Here is a 19,830-nt window from a genome sequence, read left to right as displayed (position 1 = left end):
CTCTGCATCACCCGATTTAACCGCGCGGACCGCTGGCCAAAGCCGCCGATCTTGGCTAAATCCTTGTGCGGCCCGCGCCTTGCGGGTCGGCACCCCCTCAGAAAGGCCCGGCGATGTCAGCACTGAAGATCAAGAAAGGTTCGAGCAAGCACTCTGCCTACAACCTGCGCCCCAATTTCTCGGACGTGCAGGAAACCCATACCATCGCGGTGCTGGTAGAAAACGAACCAGGCGTGCTGGCGCGTGTCATCGGATTGTTTTCCGGGCGCGGGTACAACATCGACAGCCTGACCGTTGCAGAGGTCGATCATGAGGGCCACCTCAGCCGCATCACCATCGTCACGACCGGCACGCCGCAGGTGATCGAACAGATCAAGGCGCAGCTGGGCCGCATCGTTCCCGTACACGAAGTGCATGACCTCACGGTCGAGGGCAAATCCGTCGAACGGGAACTGGCGTTGTTCAAGGTCAACGGCACCGGCGACAAACGGGTCGAGGCACTGCGCCTGGCGGATATCTTTCGAGCCAATGTTGTGGATTCGACGCTGGAAAGCTTTGTCTTCCAGCTGACCGGAACCCCGGACAAGATTGATGCCTTTGCCGATCTCATGCGCCCGCTTGGCTTGGCCGAAGTGGCCCGTACCGGCGTCGCCGCCCTGGCGCGCGGCATCTGACATGACGACTGTGGCGCGACCCCGGTCACCGGGAATCGCGCCGCACCCTGAAAGGGGTTCTATCCGGCGCGACGCGCCTCGGGAAAGCTGACCACGTTTTCGGCCGTGCTGCTGCCGCGTGGCCCCCTGTTGCGCAACTCGTGCACGATGGTCGGGGCATAGCCCGCGTCCACCCGGCGCAGGTTGCGCGCCCGTCTGACATCGCGATCCTCGCGGAGGTCGAACTGAATCAGATCTCCCGCGTCCAGATCAATCCCTTCGTGAACGTTCTGTTCAGCTGCCGTGTAATACGCCAGGTTGCCGTGATCTTCGCACCAGATCACGGCTTTGCGATCATCGACATCCGCCCACAAAACAACGCCCAACATCTGATCCTGCATGATGCACCCACTGATGATTATTAGATGAAGGTGAACGAAACCTTTCCGACGCAATAGGTGATTTTCCGTGTCTTCATCTTGATTTTTGTGGCGCTAGAGGTCAGGTTTGCCGCCAAGTAGCATCATGCGTGACGCCAATTGGCGTCAAACACCGATGTATCAGGGGACAAGCGCGCAAAAATGCTGCAACTTAAAGGCGCTACAAGACGGGACTGGGACAACATGCCGGAGAAGCCTGCCACAAATGCGCCAAGGCGCGGTCCCGCGCCGGCCGAATTGCGCAGTATGCTTGGTGCCAATCTGCGCCAGCTGTCACAACGTGCGCCCTCCATATCCGCGCTGTGCCGCGACCTGGGGATCAATCGCACCCAGTACAATCGCTATCTTGCAGGTGAGAGTTTTCCGCGCCCCGACGTGCTGCACCGCATCTGTTCATATTTTCAGGTCGATGCGCGCATCCTGCTGGAACCCGTCGAGGAGATCACCAACAGCGAAGCCGGCATTCTGAACAACCCCGCCGTCGCCAACTATCTTGGCGGCGCGCTGCGGCCCGTCAGCGAAGAAGAGTTTCCCAGCGGGTTCTATCGCTTTGCCCGCCGCAGCTTTTTGGACGAAGACATGTTCGTTCGCGGACTGATCTATGTCTTTCGCAGCCGCAAGGGCACCTTCCTCAAGGGGTTCGAGGCCAAAGATGCCATGCGCCAGCAAGGGTTGCCCACCGAACCGGCAACGCGGGAATTTCGCGGTGCGGTGATGGCGCAAGAGGACGGGGTGGCTGCACTGGTCAGCCGCCGGGGGGCCACCACGACCTCTTTCAACTTTCTCGCGCGCATTCCGTCGTTCGAAAACAACTTTTGGGTCGGATATGTCACCCGCACCGTGCGCGAGAACGTCGCCGGACGCCGGGTGGAACGGCTGGTCTACGAATATCTGGGCAAGGACATGGCCCATGTGCTGCCCGCCGCGCGCAGCGCCGGGTTCTGTACCGAGGCGGATCTGCTGGCCTATCAGCGCAATCTGCTCAAACCTTCGGAATCCTTTATCTGACCGCCGATCCGCCGCAGGTGCGGTCGCTGTGATACAAACTGTGTCGGGTTTGATCGGTTCAAGCCCGCCTTCTGCGTCTAACCGGGAAAGTGTCCCACGTCAGCAGAAGGCCCGCCCAGATGACCCTTCCCCCGACCGTTCTTGCCCCCACTGATCTTGACAACGTCCGCCGCCCCGCCGCCCAGGCCAACGGCCTGCCGAATGCGCACTACATCGACCCGGATGTCTTTGCCGAAGAACGCGACGCGGTGCTGTTCCGTCAATGGGCCGGACTGGCGGTCACGGCGGATGTGCCCGAAGAGGGCGATGCCAAGCCGATCACCTTTCTCGGGATGCCCCTGCTGCTGTTGCGCGGACGGGACGGTGCGGTCCGGGTCTTTCAGAACATCTGCCGCCATCGCGGCATGATCCTGGTCGAAGAGCCGCGCAAGATAGAGGGCGCGATCCGCTGCCCCTATCATTCGTGGTGCTACGGCACCGATGGTCGTCTTGTCAGCACGCCCCATGTGGGCGGGCCCGGCCACAACACCCATGATGCCATCGACCGCGCCACCCTTGGCCTGATCGAGGTGCGCAGCCATATCTGGCGGGATGTTGTGTGGATCAATGTCTCGGGCGATGCACCGGCATTCGAAGAGGCCATGGCCGATGTCATGACCCGCTGGGCCGAGTTTGAAAAGCCGCTCTATCACGGCGGATCCGACAGCATTCTGACGCTGGAGGTGGCCTGCAACTGGAAACTCGCGGTGGAAAACTACTGCGAAAGCTATCACCTGCCCTGGGTCCATCCGGGCCTGAATTCCTATTCGCGGCTGGAGGACCACTACAACATCGAACGGCTGGGGCGCTTTTCCGGTCAGGGAACCGAGGTCTACCGCCAGGTCACCAACGAGAACGGTGATCCGTTTCCGGATTTTGACGACATCTCTGACAAATGGGACACCGCCGCTGAATACATCGCGGTCTATCCCAACGTCCTGTTCGGAGTGCATCGCGACCACGCCTTTGCCATCGTCCTGTTGCCCGACGGCACGGCAAAGACGGTCGAGCATATCCACCTGTATTATGCCCAGCCCAAGACCGACAGCGGGCTGCGCCAGCGCAACACGCAACTCTGGAAGACCGTGTTTGAGGAAGACATCTTTGTGGTTGAGGGCATGCAGCGCGGACGCCATGCCAGCGGCTTTGACGGCGGGCGCTTTTCACCGGCGATGGACAGCCCGACCCATTGCTTTCACGACTGGGTGGCCACACAGGTACAATCCTGCCGCGACATGTCCAAGGCCGCCGAATGAAGACACTGGACGATCGCCTGATAGCAGCGCACGCGCGGGGTGATCGCGCGGCACTGGTGGCGCTTTATGCGCAGGCGGCCGAGACGGTGAACAACCTTGATGCCGCCTGTTTCTACCTGACGCACGCCTATGTCTTTGCGCTGGAACTGGGCGACGCCCGCGCCGCCGGGCTGCATGCCCGGCTCAAGGCCGAAGGCCGCGAGGCCTGACAGCGCTCTCAGGCCGCGACATGCGCCTCTGCGCCATGGCTTTGGCCATAGGCGACCATGTCGTACAGATGCCATGTCGCATGCCCCAGTAGCGGCAGCGAGATGAACAGCCCGACAAACCCCGGCAGCATCGACACCAACGTCACCACCGCGATAAAGACCGCCCAGCCCAGCATCGGCAAAGGGTGCGCCTGTACATAGGCAAAAGAGGTGATCATCGCGGTCACGAAATCGATTTCCCGGTCCAGCAGCATGGGCAGCGACAGCACGGTGATCATGTACAGCAGGGTCGAGAATGCCGCCCCCACCAGCGTCCCCACCGCCAGCATGGTCAGCCCATTGCTGGTCATGTAAATGTCCAGCGAACTGGAGACATTTGTCATCGTTGACAGGCCCAGAAACAGCGCAAAGATCATATGCGCCAGAAAGAACCAGAACAGAAAGACGACGAGGATGATGACCCCCAACCACGGCAATTGCCGGCCGGATTCGCGTCTGACCACCCCCATGATCTGCATCCAGTCCAGCGGCCGGTCCTGTTCGATCCGGCGACTGACATCGTAAAAGCCCACCGCCGCAAAGGGCGCGATCAGCGGAAAGCCGATGGCGGCAAAGACCAGCCAATAGCTTTGCCCGGTGATCCATGTAATCCAGACCATGAACCAGCCGCCCAGAAAATAGACCAGCGCAAACAGCAGCGCAAAGCCCGGCGCGCGTTTCAGATCACGCCAACCGCGTCGCAACGCCTCTTTCAACAGGCCCGCATCGACCGGACCCAACTCCGGTACACCGGGTTTGGGGGTATCTGGCACGCAATTTCTCCCACGCTCATCCCTACGCTCTGCATTCAGTAAAGGGCATGTGACTGACTGGCGTCAACCGCGCCGTGGATCTGGTGGGCGCGCGCGGCCTCTATTTCAGTGTATAGCATGACGCACGGATGTTGCTGGGCGCACGACGGGGGACAAGGCCCGCCCTACGCAGGCCGGGTCTTGGCGTTTGCTGCGCAATTGACTACCCTTCCACTACCAATTCGAGGTCTCAGTCATGTTCCCATGTCGCCGTTTGCCGATTGTCTTTGCCGCGTTCCTGATGGCCCAGGGCGCCGCGGCCCAGGACAGTGCCGACACCATCAACCCGGCGGAACAACTGATGGCCGACATCCTGATCGCCGTGGCCGAAATCGAGCTGGACCTGAAGGCGCGCGGCGCAGAGGGGATCGAACCGCCCAAGGAGGGCGGAGATCTGCTGGGCACCACACAGGACCGGGTTGCGGCACTTGACGATGTCGATCTCCCCGAGGTCGCGGTCGTGGTGCCCCCCGATGGTCCCAAGGACGTCCCCGAAGACGACACAAAGGACGATGCCAAGGTCGATCCCGCCGAAAGCGTCCCGCCTGTCGTCGATCCCCCGGAAGTCGCCACAGTTGTCGAAACCATCCCGGACGACGGAACAGGTGTGACGCCGGTTTCGCTCAACGGGACCAGCATTCACAGCGCGTTGTTTCAGGATCTGTCAGCCGACGAAATCGCCAAGCTGCCCCAGGTTGATCCGGCGCGCTGTAGCGAATTGGGCGAATGGTTTCTGGCCTTGTCCTTGCAACGAGACTTTCTGGCGTTTTTTGTCGCCGAAAAGGAAAGCGTCCGCATATGCCGACGCCTGGGAACCTCGTGGTTCGTCAAGCGCGCCAGCAATGGCAACCGTGCGCATCTGGTGGCCGTCATCGACTGAACCGGGGCGCGGCCCCAATCTCAGGTCATTGTCACACAGCCCTCACGCCGCCTTGTCCGGCGTGATCCCTGAAATCGCCTGAATCAGATTGTCTTCGGTCACCTCTTCAGAGGTGAAGGTGCGCATGATCCGCCCCGAGTACATCGCCACGATCCGGTCAGAGACGTGCAGCACCTCCGGCATTTCCGACGAAATCACGATCACCGCGTAGCCCTGGGCCGCCAGTTCACGGATCAGGTTGTGAATCTCGGACTTGCTGCCCACGTCGATGCCGCGCGTCGGTTCATCCACGATCAGCACGCTGGGCCGCATCGACAGCCATTTGCCGATAACGATTTTTTGCTGGTTGCCGCCCGACAGATTGCCGACCAACTGTTTCCAACCCGGCGTCCGGATGTCCAGCCGGTCACGGTATTGGTCAAAGATCGACACCTCGGCTCCTTCGGCCACAAACGGCCCGGCCTTGAGGTCATCAACCTGCGGCAAGGTCATGTTGTCCCGACAGTTCATGCCTAGGATCAGCCCCTGCCCTTTGCGGTCCTCCGGCACCAACGAAATGCCGCGCGAAATCGCGTCGGTGGGCGAATGAATCACCGTTTCCTGCCCGTCCAGCAGGATTGTGCCCGCGCTGGGGTCGCGTAACCCGAACAGCGTTTCGGCAATCTCTGTGCGTCCCGCGCCGACAAGGCCGTAGAACCCGACCACCTCACCACGCCGGACCTCAAAACTGATGTCGCGGAACAGATCACCACAGCACAGCCCGCGCACCTCCAGCGCGACGTCGCCCAGTTCATGATGGCTTTCGTTGCGGGTCAGGTCCAGCTTGCGGCCGATCATCAACTGGGTGACCGCTTCTTCATCGGTGTCGGCGGTGTTGACGGTGCCCCGATAGCTGCCGTCGCGCAGCACGCTGATCCGGTCGGTGATCCTAAAGATCTCTTCCATCCGGTGCGAGATATAGATGATCCCGACGCCCTGTTCTTGCAGCCCGGCAATCACGTCGAACAGCACAACCTTTTCCGCGTCGGTCAAGGACGCGGTGGGTTCGTCAAAGATCACCGCCTTGGCATCCACGGTCAGCGCGCGGGCAATCTCGACCATCTGCTGGTTGGCGATGGACAGATCCCCGACCCGCGTTCTGGCGTCAAAACCGACCTTGAGCTTTTCAAGGATCGCATTTGTCCGCGTCTCCAGCGTGGCCCAGTCGACCAGCCCGAACCGTTTGCGCGGCAATTCTCCCAGATAGATGTTCTCGGCCACGCTCAGTTCCTCGGCCAGGCTGAGTTCCTGATGGATAAACACGATGCCCTTGGCCTTGGCCTCTAGCGGTGAGGACATTACAACCGGGGTTTCCGCCACCAGGATGCGGCCCTCATTCGGTTTCAGGATGCCGCCCAGCACCTTCATCAGGGTGGATTTTCCGGCGCCATTTTCCCCCATCAGGGCGTGGACCTCACCGGGCATCAGGGTCAGCGACACACCGTCCAGCGCCCGAACCCCCGGAAAGGTCTTGACGATGTCTTCGAGCCGCAGAACCGGGGTCAGATCACTCATACCTTCAACTCCTCTTTGCCCTTGGTGTTCAACTGGCGGTCCAGAAACAGCACCGCGATCAGGATCAGGCCAATCACCAGATTGACGGTTTCCGTATCGGCGCCGATATGTGACAACCCCTTGCGCAACAGCTGGATCGCCAGCACGCCACCAAAGGTCGAGATGATCGACCCCGCGCCCCCTGTCAGCTTGGTACCGCCCAGCACAACAGCGGTGATCACCCAAAGCTCATACAACTCGCCATCGTTGGGATTGACCGATCCGCTTTCGGAATAGAACACCACCGCCGATAATGCCGCGAGAAAACCGATGATCATGAAGTTGATCACCATATGGGGCCCTACCCGGATGCCGGCGTTGACAGCGGCGCTGCGGTTGTTGCCGATGGCGTAAGCGTTGCGGCCATGCACGGTCTTGTTCATCAGGAACCAGACCGCCGCCGTGACCACCAGCAGGAACCATGTCGCCGTGTGCAGGCCCAGCCACTGTGCCTCGGCGAAATCGACCAGCGTCCAGTTCAGGTGTGAGGTCGGTTGTTCACCGTTGTACATGAACACCAGACCGCGATAGCCCAGCATCGACCCCAGCGTGACGATAAAGGCATCGACCCCGGTTTTCCAAACGATCAGCCCGTTCAGCGCCCCCAGTGCCACGCCCGTCAACAGCGCCAGGATCCAGGCCACCGGGATCACCCCGTCCCCCAGCCCGGCAAACATGGACCAGGTCATGGCGTCCAGCATGACAATCGCGCTGATGGCATAGGTCGCGCCAACGCTGAGATCGATATTGCCGTTGACCATGATGATGGTCATGCCCATGGCGATGATGCCGATCGGGGCGGACTGTTTGAACAGCAGCAACATGTTGTCCACGTTGATGAAAGCCTTGTCGCTGACCGACAGAAACTCACCCGCGATGGAGAAAAAGATCAGCTCCAGCACGATAAAGCCCCAGATGGCACCGCGCTTGAGAAAGGTAGAAAGGGTTCCGGGTTGCATGTGTTTTTCTCCCTCAGGCGATCAGAGACCAGAGCTTGCCGCGCTTGGCCGCAATATCCAGCCAGACCGCAAGGATGATGATGACCCAGGTCACAACGAACTGGACGTAGAATTGCAGACCCACCAGCAGCAGACCGTTCTGGATGAACCCAAGGATCAGCACGCCGATCACCGTCTTGAAAATCGTGCCGGACCCGCCCATCAACGACGCACCGCCCAGGATGACGGCGGCCAGAACCTCTAGTTCCAGCCCCTGCCCCACGGTGTTCTGCGACCCCAAGGACCGGCTGGCCTGTATCAGCCCGGCGGTGGCCACGCAGAACGCGCTAAGCAGGTAACAGGTGAACACGACGCGGGCGCGGCGGATGCCGGAAAAGGTGGCCGCCGTGGCATTGCCGCCCACGGCGTAGACCTTGCGCCCGAACGGCGTCTTGGCCAGCATGATCCCCAGCACCGCCGCCAGCAGCGCAAACAGCAGGATCGGCACCGGGATCCCCAAGGCGTCGCCCTGACCAAACACTTTGAACCAGGTGCCTTCCTTGTCGGCGATGTCCATGTTCTTGCCACCCGACCAGGTCAGCGTCAGGCCATGAATGGCCGACAGCATCCCCAGGGTGACGATCAGTGAGTTCAGCTTCAGATAGCCGACCAGAAAGCCGATGAACGCCCCCAGGCACAGCGTCAGGGCAAACATGGCGGGAATCGCCAGCGCCGGACCGATCTTGTCGTGCAGATCCAGCACCACGATGGTCGAGAACGACATCATCGACCCGACCGACAGGTCCAGATTGCCGCTGATCACAACAAAGGTGACGCCCAATGCCATCACGCCCATGATGGCCGATGACCGGACCACGCCCATGATGTTGTCAGGATCGATAAAGCGCGCATTCGCGATCGAAAAGCCGATCATGAACACCACGAAGGCGATCAAAATGCCCTGCCGGGCGAGAAAACCGCCGATGTCCATCCGTTTCGTCACCTCTGCCATGGCTCCCCTCCCGTTGCCGCCTGCGCGGTTGTCACACCAGCGTCATGCCGCCGTCGATCATCACGATCTGGCCGGTCATGTAGTCGCTGTCTTTCGATGCCAGGAACGTCGTCGTCCCTGTGATGTCCGCGGGCGTTGCAACGCGGCCTTTCAGGATCTCGGCAGAGAATTCCTCCATCGCCTGTCCCGGACGCTCTGCTGCGCCAATCGCCAACAGATCCTGATCGACCTGTTCCCACATTTCGGTGGCCACCACCCCCGGCGCAAAGCCCGTGACGGTGATATCATGCCGCGCCAGATCGCGCGCGCCGGATTGCGTCAGCGACACCACCCCCCACTTGGAGGCGCAGTAAGGCGCAACATTCCCGAACCCTTGTCGGCTGGCAACTGACGCGGTGTTGATGATCTTGCCCGGCGTGCCCTGCCGGATGAACTGCTGTGCGGCCTCTTGCATGCCGATCAGACAGCCCAGCCCGTTCACATCGGTGATGAAACGCCAGTTCTCTTCGGTCACGTCGAGGAAATTCATCGGCTTGTTGACGCCGGCATTGTTGAATTTCACATCCAGCTTGCCGAACACCTCGACCGTGTGGGCGATCATCGCCCGCACCTGTTCCCGCTTGGTCACGTCGACCTGCGCATGGGTCACCCGCCCCCCGGCCCGCTGCGCCCTGTTCTGATTGGCCAAGGCCACCTCGGTGACTTTGGCAGCGTTGATGTCAGCAAAACAAACATCGGCACCTTCGTCGAGCAGAGCCTCTCCGATGGCACGGCCAATGCCTTGGGCTGCACCAGTCACGATGCAGGAACGGCCGGAAACACGGGCCATGGGTCGCCCTCCCAGGAAACAAATCAAATCAGAATGGAAGAGGGGCGCGGCCAGAGCCGCGCCCCTCAGCAAGCGGGTCTTAGAAAACCGGCTTGGTGTAATCGCCCATGTTGTCCTGGGTGATTTTCGGCGTGTCGAAGTAGTTCAGGAACGGCAATTCCTTGCCTTCCAGCGTCTCGATCGCCGTCTTCAGCGCGGCCTTGGCGTCATCCACTGGCGACTGATAGATCGAGCCCCAGTATTCGCCCCGTTCCATCGCCTCGTAACCGACGGCAAAGTTGGTCGCCCCGACAAAGATGATGCCATCACGCCCCGCCGCTTTGGCTGCGTTCAATGCGCCGACACCCATGTTGTCGTCACCCGCATAGACACCGTCGATGTTGTCATATTTGACCAGGAACGCCTCCATCACCTTTTGCGACTTTTCGCGGTTCCAGTCGCCCGGCTGCGTGTCGACGATGGTCACGTCGGGGCAGACCTCAGGCAGGCGATCCTCAAAGCCCTTGGCGCGCTCAATCGCGGTGGTGTACCCCGGCTGGCCGGTGATGTGGACCACCTGCGCCTCTGTTTCGATGCCCATGTCCTTGAACTTGTCACACATGATTTCCGCCGACCGGGCCCCTTGCGTGATGTTGTCCGGACCGGAAAAGGACGCCACGAAATCAAACCCCGCATCGGCGATGTTCGAATTGGTGACAATCACCGGAATACCGGCGGTGTGCGCCTTGCGGACGGCGGGAATGACCGCCTCACCATTGGTTGGCCAGATGATGATGGCATCGACGCCTTGCTGGATCAGATCCTCCATCTGGGCGATCTGGCGGGCCACGTCGCCGCCCGCATCCAGAACGATCACCTCGACGTTGTCGTTCGCCGCTGCCGCCTCGATAAAGGCCTTTTCGTAGGTCGTCTGATAGCTGTCGACGCCCACGTTGTTCTGCGTGATGCCGATCTTCATGGTCTCGGCCCAGGCCGCGCCGCTCAACGCCAGTGCAGCTGCAGCGGTGGTGGCGGCCAGTGTGTTGCGAATGTTCATTTCGAATTCCTCCCGAAGTGTCCCTGTATCTAGCGCTCATCCCCACACCTCCAGCAGGGGAGCATCGTCCGGCATGCCGACCGATTGCGCCAACCTTGTCGAGTCAGGTCGTTCAGGGCTGCACCAATAAAGTCCATTTTGGACATTTTATCATCCAAAGCGGATGTCTTCGCGGTACACTCCACCCGTCAATTTGAACATTTTGCAGGGGGGCGACGCAATGCCCGACTGGTTTTCGTCCAATATGAACAAATCGGCAGACCCGATGGACCCGGTTACGCGAAAGGCGCAGGCAGATCCAATGAACGTGATGAAGGGACATGGAGACAGTTATCTGATGTCACGTCAGGGGAAAACCGATTTGCTGCGCATTTTGTCCTTTCTGGAGGATGTCGGCGGCGAGATCGAAAGCTCGGTCGAATTGTTTGCCCCCAATCCCTACCTGCGCATGACCCTGCACCTGATCCGTGGCCATCTGGAGGCCAAGACCGTCACGCCGACGTCGCTGATCGGGGCCAGTCAGGTGCCCTATGCCACCGCAAACCGACGCCTTCGACAGATGACAGACGACGGGCTGATCGAACAGCGGCCGCGCACAAAAAGCGGCAAGAGCTTTTCCCTGCATCCCAGCGAAAAGCTGCTGGAGCAATGGATGCAGCTGTCTGGCCGGGTGGAACGACTGGCGGAAACCCGGTTCGGAGGGCGCAAGCGCGCCGCTGACAGCAAGGACTATTACTTTGGCGGCTCTTACATGTCCGCCCAGTCGATCCCGCCGCTGACGGTCTTGCCCGAGCCGCTAAAGATCGCGGGAGGCTTGCGGGTGCTGGTGCATGGCGATCCGACCTTCATGGTGATGGAAAACCTCAAACGCCAGTTCGAACAGGTCGTCGGAACGCAAATCCATCAACGCGCCTTTTCCATCGACAGGCTGCGCGAAGAGGCCCGGCGCAATGCCGACCGCAAGACCAGCCGCTATGACATCGTCGCGCTGGACCTGCCCTGGGTTGGAGAGTTTGCCGACAAGGGCATCCTGATGCCGCTGGACGAGGCGATGGACATTGCCCGCCTCGATCCGGCGGATTTCCACACCGCGGGTTGGCAAGCGGCGCAATGGGGCGGTCGCCCCTACGGCGTGCCTGCCCAGACCACGCCCGAACTGCTGTTCTATCGCCGGGATCTGTTTGCCGAGGTCGGGCTGGAGCCGCCCACCACCACCGACCAGTTGCTGTACGCGGCATCCGTTCTGCACGACCCGCAGCGCGGGCGTCACGGGGTTGCATGGAACGCGGCGCGCGGCACCGCGCTGGGGCACACTGTTCTGATGACCATGGCGGATTTCGGACAGCCGGTCCTGAACCTGCCGGAAATCGCCGGCGGTTTTGGCACCGACCATCTGGCCGACGGGAATTATCACCCCACCATCGACACCGAAAACGGCCTGCGGGCGGCCGAATTCCTGATGGAACTGCTGAAGTATTCGCCGCCCGACATCCTGTCGATGTCCTGGTATGAGCGGGTCCGCCCCTATGCCGCCGGGTCGATTGCCATGGCCTATGGGTACACCCTGCTGGCGCCGTATTTTGAACTGGACGAGTCCTCTCCGGCCTGCGGTCAAACCGGATATCTGCCACATCCCGCTGTGCCCGGCGCGGCACAGGTCGCCCCTGTCGGCGGCTATGTGATGGGCATTCCCGCCAACCTGCAGCCGGAACGGGTGCAGGCCGCGGTCGAGGCGCTGATCGTCTTTACCTCGCCCGAGGCGCAGAAACTGTTTGTCCAGAACGGCAGTCGCACCAACCCGCGCTATTCCGTCGGATCGGACCCCGAGGTGCGCCGCGCCTCGCCGATCTTTGAGGCGGTCGATGCCATGTCCTGGCGCGATGAACTGCAATTCTGGCCGCGCCCGCCGGTGCCCGAGATCTGCGACATCATCCAGATCTGCGGCGAGGAATTCCACGACATGCTGCGCGGGCTTGCAACCCCGCCCGAGGCCCTGCGCCGCGCCCAGAGCCGGGCCGACGCCTTGATGCGATCACCCAAGACATCGTGACTGAAGGAGGACTACCCATGGACCCCAATCGCCTCACCGGCAAAAATGTCCTGATCACCGGCGCCGCGCGCGGGATGGGGGCGGCCAACGCCGAAAACTTTGCCGCGCAGGGCGCAAATGTGTGTCTTGGCGATCTGGATCCGGATGCGGCGCAGGCCGTCGCGGACCGCATCAACGCAGGCGGCAACGGCAAGGCGATTGCGGTCAGGATGGACGTGACCAAACGTGAGGACAACGCCGCCGCCGTGGCCGCCACGGTCGAGGCCTTTGGCAGTATCAATGTCGCGGTGTTCAACGCCGGCCTGAACAAACCCCGGTTCTTCATGGATATCGATGAGGACAACTGGGACATGATCATGAACGTCAACACCAAGGCGATGTGGTTAGGGATGCAGGAAGCCGCCCGCCAGATGATTGCTCAGGGCCCGATGGACGATCACCCGTACAAGCTGATCAACGTGGGCAGCATCGCATCGCGCAAACCGCTGGTCGATGTCACGGTCTATTGCACCTCCAAATACGGTTGTCTGGCGCTGACCCATTGCGGCGCGATCGGGCTGGCCGAACACAACATCACCGTCAACGGTTACGCCCCCGGCGTCGTGGTCACACCGCTGTGGGAACAACTGGACAAGGATCTGGTCGATATCGGTTTCAAGCAGCGTGAGGGGCAGGCCTATGACGACATCGTGCGCGACGCGCTCCAGATCAAGCGGGTGTCCTACCCCAAGGACATCACCGGCACCGCGTCCTTTCTGGCCAGCGACGACAGCGATTACATGACCGGCCAGATGATCCACATCGATGGGGGCTGGTGCATCCAGTAGCCCCGACAAACCACTGATTTCAAACAGAACAACGGGCGCGCGCTGTCGGGCCCGAAGGAGAAAGCCATGTCTCGCGCCTTGATGCCGAACCTGCTCACCCCAAAGGATCTGGAACCCAACTGGGAATGGCGCGAACGCCTGCCCGCATGGGGCCACACCTCGGTCGATTTCGAACGACGCATTGATCACGACCGGCTGCGCCGTTACCGGCTGGCGCGCACCCGTCAGGCGTTACAGGCGTCCAATGCGGGCACTCTGTTGCTGTTTGATGTCAACAACATCCGCTATGTCAGCGCCACCAAGATCGGCGAATGGGAACGGGACAAGATGTGCCGCTTCTGCCTGCTGACCGGCGACGACAGCCCCTATGTCTGGGACTTCGGCTCTGCCGCGATGCACCACAAACGCCACTCTGATTGGCTGGAGCCGGACCACTGTCTTGCCGGTGTTGTGGGTATGCGCGGCACCATCCCGCCGGAATTTGGCCTGATGCAGAAATACGCCAAGCAGATCGCCGGTCTGATCCGCGATGCGGGTATGGCCGACATGCCGGTGGGCGTCGATTACGCCGAAACCGCCATGTTCCACGCCCTCAGGGAAGAGGGCATCAACGTGGTCGACGGACAGCAGATCATGCTGGCCGCGCGCGAGATCAAGAACTGGGACGAAATCCAGCTTTTGACGCAGGCCGCCGCCATGGTCGATGGCGTCTATCACATGATCTACGAAGAGCTGAAACCCGGCGTGCGTGAAAACGACATCGTCGCCCTGTCCAACAAGATGCTGTATGAGATGGGCAGCGACGACGTCGAGGCGATCAACGCCATATCGGGCGAACGCTGCAACCCGCATCCACACAATTTCACCGACCGGCTGATCCGTCCCGGCGATCAGGCGTTCTTTGACATTCTCCAGTCATATCAGGGGTATAGAACCTGTTATTACCGCACCTTCAATGTGGGCCGCGCCACGCCTGCGCAGAACGATGCCTACGTCAAGGCGCGCGAATGGATCGACGCGTCCATCGCTCTGATCAAACCGGGTGTGACCACGGATACGGTCGCCAAGGTCTGGCCCACCGCTGAATCCCTTGGCTTTCCCAATGAGGACGCGGCCTTTGGGCTGCAATTCGGTCACGGCCTAGGGCTGGCGCTGCACGAACGCCCCATCATCAGCCGCGCGGTCAGCCTGGATCACCCGATGGAGATCCAGACCGGCATGGTCTTTGCGCTGGAAACCTATTGCCCGGCAGCAGACGGCTATTCCGCCGCCCGGATCGAGGAAGAGGTGGTTGTGACCGAAACCGGCTGCGAGGTCATCAGCCTCTTCCCGGCCGAGGAACTGCCGATCGCCAACCGCTACTGATCGGCGGTCATGGCCCGCCCTGCGCCCTCCTCCCGACGCAGGGCGGGTTTTTCCGCCATCTTCCCAAGAGGACATCATGGCCCAGACGAAAACCAATACCGAAGACTACCTGCGCATGTACGCCCAGATGGTCCGCATCCGCACCTTTGAGGACACCGCGAACCAGCTCTACCTGTCGGCCAAGATGCCCGGCCTGACCCATATGTACAGCGGCGAAGAGGCCGTCGCCGTCGGAATCTGCGAGGCGCTGACCACAACCGACAGGATCACATCGACCCACCGGGGCCACGGCCATTGCGTCGCCAAGGGGGCCGCGTTCAAGGAAATGTTCTGCGAGCTGCTGGGCAAGGAAGAGGGCTATTGCCGGGGTAAGGGCGGCTCCATGCACATCGCCGACCAGTTCAACGGCAATCTGGGGGCCAACGCCATCGTGGGCGGGTCCATGGGCATCGCCACCGGATCTGCGTTTACCGCAAAGATGCAGGGCCGCGACGATGTCACCGTCTGCTTTTTCGGCGACGGCGCCACCGCGCAGGGATTGTTGTACGAGGTCATGAACATGGCCGCGCTGTGGAAGTTGCCGGTGATCTATGCCTGCGAAAACAACGGCTACTCCGAATACACCGCGACGGCGGAGATCGCCGCCGGGTCGATCACCGCCCGTGCTGAGGCCTTTGGCATCGAGGCGCATCAGGTGGACGGTCAGGACGTGTTGGCCGTCAACACGCTGACGCAGGATCTGGTGGCGCGCGCCCGCAAGGGCGAAGGCCCGTTTTTCCTCGAACTGATGACCTACCGCTATCACGGCCACCACGTCGGCGACATCAACCGCGAATACTATCGCTCCAAGGACGAAGAGCGCGACTGGAAGGACAACCGCGATCCGATCGTCAAGTTTCGCGGCTGGCTGGTCGATCAGGGCGTGGCCTCCGAGGCAGAGATCGAGGCGATGAATGCCGAGATCAAACAGGATGCCGCCGAGGCGGTCGAGTATGCGCTGAACGCCCGCTACCCGGCGGAGTCCGAGGTCGACATGCATGTCTATGCCGACATCGAACACGCGCTGGCCCCACACACCGCCTGAGGAGAGAGAAAAATGCGAGAGATCACCCTGTCCCAGGCCGTCAACGAAGCATTGGCCGAGGAAATGCGCCGCGACGACACCGTTTTTATCATCGGTGAGGACGTGGCCGAGGCTGGCACGCCCTTCAAGGTGCTCAGCGGTCTGGTCGAGGAATTCGGCACCGGGCGCGTTGTCGATACCCCGATTGCTGAACCCGGCTTCATGGGATTGGCGGTGGGGGCCGCCATGACCGGCACCCGCCCGGTTGTGGACCTGATGTTTGGCGATTTCCTCTATCTGATCATGGATCAGCTCTGCAATCAGGCGGCCAAGACGCATTACATGTCCGGCGGCAAGATGCGCGCGCCTTTGGTGGTGCGCACCAATCTGGGCGCCACCCGCCGCTCTGCCGCGCAGCACAGCCAGTCCCTGCACGCGCTGGTGGCCCATATTCCCGGGCTGAAGGTGGCGCTGCCCTCCTCTGCCTATGAGGCCAAGGGCCTGATGAAAACCGCCATCCGCGACAACAACCCGGTGGTGATCTTCGAAGACAAGCTGATGTACAACGACAAGGCCCCGGTGCCGGAAGAGGAATTCCTGATCCCCTTCGGCGAGGCCAACATCAAGCGCCCCGGCACCGACATCACCCTGATCGGCACCTCGTCCATGGTGCAGGTCTGCGAAAAGGCGGCAGAAATCCTGTCCTGTGAGGGCATCGAGGCAGAGGTGATCGACCCGCGCACCATCGTTCCGCTGGACGAGGCGACGCTGCTGGCCTCGGCGAAAAAGACCAGCCGCGTGATTGTCGTGGACGAAGGGCATCAGAGCTATGGCGTCACCGGAGAGATCGCCTCGCGGATCAACGAAAAGGCGTTTTATCATCTCGACGCACCTGTGCTGCGCATGGGCGCGATGGATGTGCCGGTGCCGTTTTCGCCCGCGCTGGAGGATCTGACCGTCCCCACGCCAGAGGCGGTCGCCGAGGCTGCCCGCAGGCTGATGAGCGGGGAGATGATCCATGCCGCGTGAGGAAACCCCTGGTTCCGCGTCGCATGAGGTGATCATGCCCGCGCTTGGCATGGCGCAGGACACCGGCCTGATCGTCGCCTGGCACAAGGCCCCGGGTGACGCCGTGGCCGAGGGTGATGTGCTGTTCGAGGTGGAAACCGACAAGGCGACGATGGAGGTCGAGGCCCCCGCCGCCGGTTTCCTGACCGATGTGAGGGCGCAGGCCGGAGAGGATGTGCCGGTGGGCAATGTGATCGCGCTGATCTCTGCCACGGCAGAGGACAGCGGCAGCGCCGCGCCACCTGCCCCATCCTCCGCTGACGACGACGACGGCGGCGATAAGCTGCCGGATGGCAATGAGGTGATCATGCCCGCGCTCGGCATGGCACAGGACACCGGCCTGATTGTCGCCTGGCACAAGACGCCCGGAGACGCGGTCAGCGCCAGCGACATCCTGTTCGAGGTCGAAACCGACAAATCCACCATGGAGGTTGAGGCCGGGCAGGATGGCTATGTCGCGGCGCTGTTGGCCCTCGCGGGTGAAGAGGCCCCCGTGGGCGGCGTCATCGCGCTGATCTCGGCGGACAAGCCGGACACCCCGATACAACGCAGTATCGCCGCCGGGACCGCGCCCAAGGCGACGCCGCCCACCGGATCACGAACGCCATCCGCCCCGAAACCGCCGTCAGAACCAGCCCCGAAACAACCCCAGACCGCCGCTGCCCCCAGCGCGCAGGGCCGCATCCTTGCCTCTCCCAAGGCGCGCCGCCTTGCCCTGCAAGAGGGGCTGGACCTGAACCGCCTCGTGGGCGCGGGCCACGCGCAACCCTTTCATGTGCGTGACCTCGACACGCTCCGCGCCATGCCCGAAGCGGCCCCGACCGCCGCCTCGGCAGGCACCGCCGCACGACACCTGACCGCGCAGGCCGCTGACGGGTTTTCCGGTTTCGCGCATTGGGCGTCAGAGACCGCCGGTCTGTCCGATGTCTCGGCCTTGCTGGCCGGGCTGGCGGCGGCCAGTCTGGGGCGTGAGGCTGTGGTAGATGTCGAGAGGTTCGGCCAAGGCCGCACCTACGCCACCCATGCGCAACTGGGTCAGACGGCCCGGACCGACGCGCCACCGGCCCTGCGTCTCCGCGACATGCGCGACGCGGTATTGAGCTCGGTGCACATCGGCCCTGAAGAGGTGCCCGTTCTGACCCTGACGCAGGACGACGCAGGCATCGCCATCACGCTGGAATGCAGCGCCGATCAATTGTCCCCTGGCGACGCGCTCCGCCTTATTTCCAATTTCGCAGGCCGGATCGAACATCCGCTTCGCCACCTGCTCTGACCTCGGGAGACCGACATGGACCACACCGATCTCTATATCAACGGCCAATGGCACAAGGGCAGCGACCGCTTCGACGTCATCAACCCCGCCACCGAAGAGGTGCTGGCCTCTGTCGCCTCTGCCGATATCGCCGATGCCGACGCCGCGCTGAACGCCGCCGAGGCCGCGATGAAGGACTGGGCCGCCCGCACCCCTCGCCAACGCTCCGAGGTGTTGCGCAAAGCGTGGGAGCTTATGACCGCGCGGCTGGAAGATTTCGCCCATCTGATCACGCTGGAAAACGGCAAGGCGCGTGCCGATGCCCTGGGCGAGGCAACCTATGCCGCCGAGTTCTTTCGCTGGTTCGCCGAAGAGGCGGTGCGCGCCAACGGACAGTTGGGCCATGCGCCCGCCTCTGGCGCACGCATCATGGTCCAGCACAAGCCAGCCGGTCTGGCAGTGCTTGTGACGCCGTGGAACTATCCCGCCGCGATGGGAACGCGCAAAATTGCCCCGGCGCTGGCCGCTGGCTGCGCGGTGATCATCAAACCGGCCTCGGAAACCCCGCTGACCATGCTGGCGCTGATGCCGCTACTCGAAGAGGCGGGTGTGCCGCCCGGACTGGTCAACGTGTTGCCATCGCGCAGAACCGGCGCGCTGGTGGACCACATGCTGCACGATCCGCGCGTGCGCGTGGTCAGTTTCACCGGCTCGACCGGCGTCGGGCGCAAGCTGTTGCACTCCGCCGCCGATCAAGTTCTGAAACCAGCGATGGAACTGGGCGGCAATGCCCCGGTCGTGGTGTTTGAGGACGCCGATATGGACACCGCCATTGAGGGCACGATGCTGGCCAAGATGCGCAATCTGGGTGAGGCCTGCACCGCCGCCAACCGCATCTATGTGCATCAGGACATCGCCGCAGAGTTCACCCGCCGCCTGACGACCGCGATGCAGGCGCTCAAGGTCGGGGATGGCACCGACTCGACCGTCGATGTCGGTCCGCTGGTCAATGCCGACACGCGCGACAAGGTCGCCGCCTTTGTCGCCGATGCGGTGGCCAAGGGGGCGGTGATCGAATGCGGCGGCGTCACCCCGGACGGTCCGGGCTTTTTCTACCCGCCCACGGTGCTGTCCAACGTGCCGGAAACCGCCGATTGCGTCCAAGACGAGATCTTTGGCCCGGTCGCCGCGATCCAGACATTTGCCGATCAGGACGAGGTGATCCGCCGCGCCAATGACACCGAATACGGGTTGGTGGCCTATGTCTTTTCCGGCGACATGAAACGCGCGTTGCAGGTCTGCGAGCGGCTGGAATACGGCATGGTCGGGCTGAACCGGGGCCTTGTCTCTGATCCGGCGGCCCCGTTCGGCGGGGTCAAACAATCCGGTTTGGGCCGCGAGGGCGGGCATGAAGGAATGCTTGAGTTCATGGAAACCCAGTACATCTCGGCGGCATGGTGA

At 62.1% G+C, this 19,830-nt stretch carries 19 protein-coding genes; 12 read left to right on the top strand and 7 right to left on the bottom strand.

All coding sequences use genetic code 11. The annotated features are described in order from the left end of the window. The first annotated feature begins 113 nt into the window (after positions 1 to 113). Positions 114 to 674 (top strand): acetolactate synthase small subunit, encoded by a 561-nt coding sequence (ilvN, locus tag CHB90_RS10825; RefSeq protein WP_089277886.1) that lies wholly within the window; start codon positions 114 to 116, stop codon positions 672 to 674. Between the two features lie 59 nt (positions 675 to 733). On the opposite strand, the gene CHB90_RS10820 is transcribed toward ilvN, so the two are convergent. Then, the gene (locus CHB90_RS10820) at positions 734 to 1,042 is read right to left on the bottom strand and encodes a hypothetical protein (RefSeq protein WP_212591590.1); all 309 of its coding nucleotides are present in this window, start codon (positions 1,040 to 1,042) and stop codon (positions 734 to 736) included. Positions 1,043 to 1,339: 297 nt separating this feature from the next. Here CHB90_RS10820 and CHB90_RS10815 point away from each other — a divergent pair, with 297 nt between their 5' ends. The 3 genes from CHB90_RS10815 to CHB90_RS10805 all read left to right on the top strand — a co-directional run bounded on the left by CHB90_RS10815 (position 1,340) and on the right by CHB90_RS10805 (position 3,605). After that, a complete protein-coding gene (locus CHB90_RS10815) occupies positions 1,340 to 2,101 on the top strand; it encodes a helix-turn-helix domain-containing protein (protein WP_141135851.1) in 762 nt (253 codons plus the stop codon). Positions 2,102 to 2,220: 119 nt separating this feature from the next. After that, positions 2,221 to 3,396: an aromatic ring-hydroxylating oxygenase subunit alpha gene (locus tag CHB90_RS10810; protein WP_089277884.1), complete on the top strand. Its 1,176-nt coding sequence runs from the start codon at positions 2,221 to 2,223 to the stop codon at positions 3,394 to 3,396. Next, positions 3,393 to 3,605 carry a hypothetical protein gene (locus tag CHB90_RS10805; protein WP_089277883.1) on the top strand — a complete coding sequence of 71 codons (213 nt, stop codon included), beginning with the start codon at positions 3,393 to 3,395 and terminating at the stop codon, positions 3,603 to 3,605. Before CHB90_RS10810 ends, CHB90_RS10805 begins: the two co-directional genes overlap by 4 nt. Before the next feature lie 8 nt (positions 3,606 to 3,613). Here the strand turns inward: CHB90_RS10805 and CHB90_RS10800 are convergent, their stop codons facing one another. Continuing rightward, positions 3,614 to 4,417 carry a DUF2189 domain-containing protein gene (locus CHB90_RS10800; RefSeq protein ID WP_089277882.1) on the bottom strand — a complete coding sequence of 268 codons (804 nt, stop codon included), beginning with the start codon at positions 4,415 to 4,417 and terminating at the stop codon, positions 3,614 to 3,616. Positions 4,418 to 4,652: 235 nt separating this feature from the next. Here CHB90_RS10800 and CHB90_RS10795 point away from each other — a divergent pair, with 235 nt between their 5' ends. Next, positions 4,653 to 5,336 carry a hypothetical protein gene (locus tag CHB90_RS10795; protein WP_089277881.1) on the top strand — a complete coding sequence of 228 codons (684 nt, stop codon included), beginning with the start codon at positions 4,653 to 4,655 and terminating at the stop codon, positions 5,334 to 5,336. Positions 5,337 to 5,378: 42 nt separating this feature from the next. Here CHB90_RS10795 and CHB90_RS10790 read toward each other — a convergent pair whose 3' ends face one another. The 5 genes from CHB90_RS10790 to CHB90_RS10770 form a co-directional block, all read right to left on the bottom strand. Next, a complete protein-coding gene (locus tag CHB90_RS10790) occupies positions 5,379 to 6,890 on the bottom strand; it encodes a sugar ABC transporter ATP-binding protein (RefSeq protein ID WP_089277880.1) in 1,512 nt (503 codons plus the stop codon). Further along, entirely contained in the window at positions 6,887 to 7,888 is a 1,002-nt protein-coding gene (locus tag CHB90_RS10785) for an ABC transporter permease (protein WP_089277879.1), read from the bottom strand. The genes CHB90_RS10790 and CHB90_RS10785 overlap by 4 nt, the downstream gene beginning before the upstream one ends. 13 nt (positions 7,889 to 7,901) lie before the next feature. Beyond that, positions 7,902 to 8,879: an ABC transporter permease gene (locus CHB90_RS10780; protein ID WP_089277878.1), complete on the bottom strand. Its 978-nt coding sequence runs from the start codon at positions 8,877 to 8,879 to the stop codon at positions 7,902 to 7,904. 31 nt (positions 8,880 to 8,910) lie between these two features. Continuing rightward, a complete protein-coding gene (locus CHB90_RS10775) occupies positions 8,911 to 9,708 on the bottom strand; it encodes an SDR family oxidoreductase (RefSeq protein WP_089277877.1) in 798 nt (265 codons plus the stop codon). Between the two features lie 79 nt (positions 9,709 to 9,787). Then, positions 9,788 to 10,744, bottom strand: a complete 957-nt coding sequence (locus CHB90_RS10770) for a sugar ABC transporter substrate-binding protein (RefSeq protein WP_089277876.1) — start codon at positions 10,742 to 10,744, stop codon at positions 9,788 to 9,790. Positions 10,745 to 10,964: 220 nt separating this feature from the next. Here CHB90_RS10770 and CHB90_RS10765 point away from each other — a divergent pair, with 220 nt between their 5' ends. The 7 genes from CHB90_RS10765 to CHB90_RS10735 all read left to right on the top strand — a co-directional run bounded on the left by CHB90_RS10765 (position 10,965) and on the right by CHB90_RS10735 (position 19,830). Then, complete coding sequence (locus CHB90_RS10765) at positions 10,965 to 12,794, top strand: extracellular solute-binding protein (RefSeq protein WP_425426614.1); 1,830 nt, start codon at positions 10,965 to 10,967, stop codon at positions 12,792 to 12,794. 17 nt (positions 12,795 to 12,811) lie between these two features. Continuing rightward, the gene (locus tag CHB90_RS10760) at positions 12,812 to 13,621 is read left to right on the top strand and encodes an SDR family NAD(P)-dependent oxidoreductase (protein ID WP_089277875.1); all 810 of its coding nucleotides are present in this window, start codon (positions 12,812 to 12,814) and stop codon (positions 13,619 to 13,621) included. A gap of 66 nt (positions 13,622 to 13,687) precedes the next feature. Continuing rightward, positions 13,688 to 14,986: a M24 family metallopeptidase gene (locus tag CHB90_RS10755; RefSeq protein WP_089277874.1), complete on the top strand. Its 1,299-nt coding sequence runs from the start codon at positions 13,688 to 13,690 to the stop codon at positions 14,984 to 14,986. 76 nt (positions 14,987 to 15,062) lie between these two features. Next, positions 15,063 to 16,070, top strand: a complete 1,008-nt coding sequence (locus CHB90_RS10750) for a thiamine pyrophosphate-dependent dehydrogenase E1 component subunit alpha (RefSeq protein ID WP_089277873.1) — start codon at positions 15,063 to 15,065, stop codon at positions 16,068 to 16,070. A 12-nt stretch (positions 16,071 to 16,082) separates the two neighbouring features. Further along, on the top strand, positions 16,083 to 17,078 hold the full coding sequence (locus CHB90_RS10745; protein WP_089277872.1) for an alpha-ketoacid dehydrogenase subunit beta: 996 nt from the start codon (positions 16,083 to 16,085) through the stop codon (positions 17,076 to 17,078). Further along, positions 17,068 to 18,390 (top strand): biotin/lipoyl-containing protein, encoded by a 1,323-nt coding sequence (locus tag CHB90_RS10740; protein ID WP_089277871.1) that lies wholly within the window; start codon positions 17,068 to 17,070, stop codon positions 18,388 to 18,390. Before CHB90_RS10745 ends, CHB90_RS10740 begins: the two co-directional genes overlap by 11 nt. Before the next feature lie 15 nt (positions 18,391 to 18,405). Then, positions 18,406 to 19,830, top strand: coding sequence for an NAD-dependent succinate-semialdehyde dehydrogenase (locus CHB90_RS10735; protein ID WP_089277870.1), 1,425 nt, complete (start codon positions 18,406 to 18,408; stop codon positions 19,828 to 19,830).

This window comes from Antarctobacter heliothermus, assembly GCF_900188425.1.
Lineage (GTDB): Bacteria > Pseudomonadota > Alphaproteobacteria > Rhodobacterales > Rhodobacteraceae > Antarctobacter > Antarctobacter heliothermus.
Note: the sequence above shows the minus strand (reverse complement) of the source record. Positions and strands in the feature narration are given on the sequence as shown.

Excerpts from the sequence above, each read along its gene's own strand:
- CHB90_RS10735 (WP_089277870.1), top strand. The coding sequence starts at position 18,406 with ATGGACCACACCGATCTCTATATCAACGGCCAATGGCACAAGGGCAGC.
- CHB90_RS10805 (WP_089277883.1), top strand. The coding sequence starts at position 3,393 with ATGAAGACACTGGACGATCGCCTGATAGCAGCGCACGCGCGGGGTGAT.
- CHB90_RS10770 (WP_089277876.1), bottom strand. The coding sequence starts at position 10,744 with ATGAACATTCGCAACACACTGGCCGCCACCACCGCTGCAGCTGCACTG.
- CHB90_RS10750 (WP_089277873.1), top strand. The coding sequence starts at position 15,063 with ATGGCCCAGACGAAAACCAATACCGAAGACTACCTGCGCATGTACGCC.
- CHB90_RS10760 (WP_089277875.1), top strand. The coding sequence starts at position 12,812 with ATGGACCCCAATCGCCTCACCGGCAAAAATGTCCTGATCACCGGCGCC.
- ilvN (WP_089277886.1), top strand. The coding sequence starts at position 114 with ATGTCAGCACTGAAGATCAAGAAAGGTTCGAGCAAGCACTCTGCCTAC.
- CHB90_RS10820 (WP_212591590.1), bottom strand. The coding sequence starts at position 1,042 with ATGTTGGGCGTTGTTTTGTGGGCGGATGTCGATGATCGCAAAGCCGTG.
- CHB90_RS10785 (WP_089277879.1), bottom strand. The coding sequence starts at position 7,888 with ATGCAACCCGGAACCCTTTCTACCTTTCTCAAGCGCGGTGCCATCTGG.
- CHB90_RS10775 (WP_089277877.1), bottom strand. The coding sequence starts at position 9,708 with ATGGCCCGTGTTTCCGGCCGTTCCTGCATCGTGACTGGTGCAGCCCAA.
- CHB90_RS10780 (WP_089277878.1), bottom strand. The coding sequence starts at position 8,879 with ATGGCAGAGGTGACGAAACGGATGGACATCGGCGGTTTTCTCGCCCGG.
- CHB90_RS10765 (WP_425426614.1), top strand. The coding sequence starts at position 10,965 with ATGCCCGACTGGTTTTCGTCCAATATGAACAAATCGGCAGACCCGATG.
- CHB90_RS10745 (WP_089277872.1), top strand. The coding sequence starts at position 16,083 with ATGCGAGAGATCACCCTGTCCCAGGCCGTCAACGAAGCATTGGCCGAG.
- CHB90_RS10810 (WP_089277884.1), top strand. The coding sequence starts at position 2,221 with ATGACCCTTCCCCCGACCGTTCTTGCCCCCACTGATCTTGACAACGTC.
- CHB90_RS10795 (WP_089277881.1), top strand. The coding sequence starts at position 4,653 with ATGTTCCCATGTCGCCGTTTGCCGATTGTCTTTGCCGCGTTCCTGATG.
- CHB90_RS10740 (WP_089277871.1), top strand. The coding sequence starts at position 17,068 with ATGCCGCGTGAGGAAACCCCTGGTTCCGCGTCGCATGAGGTGATCATG.
- CHB90_RS10815 (WP_141135851.1), top strand. The coding sequence starts at position 1,340 with ATGCTTGGTGCCAATCTGCGCCAGCTGTCACAACGTGCGCCCTCCATA.
- CHB90_RS10790 (WP_089277880.1), bottom strand. The coding sequence starts at position 6,890 with ATGAGTGATCTGACCCCGGTTCTGCGGCTCGAAGACATCGTCAAGACC.
- CHB90_RS10755 (WP_089277874.1), top strand. The coding sequence starts at position 13,688 with ATGTCTCGCGCCTTGATGCCGAACCTGCTCACCCCAAAGGATCTGGAA.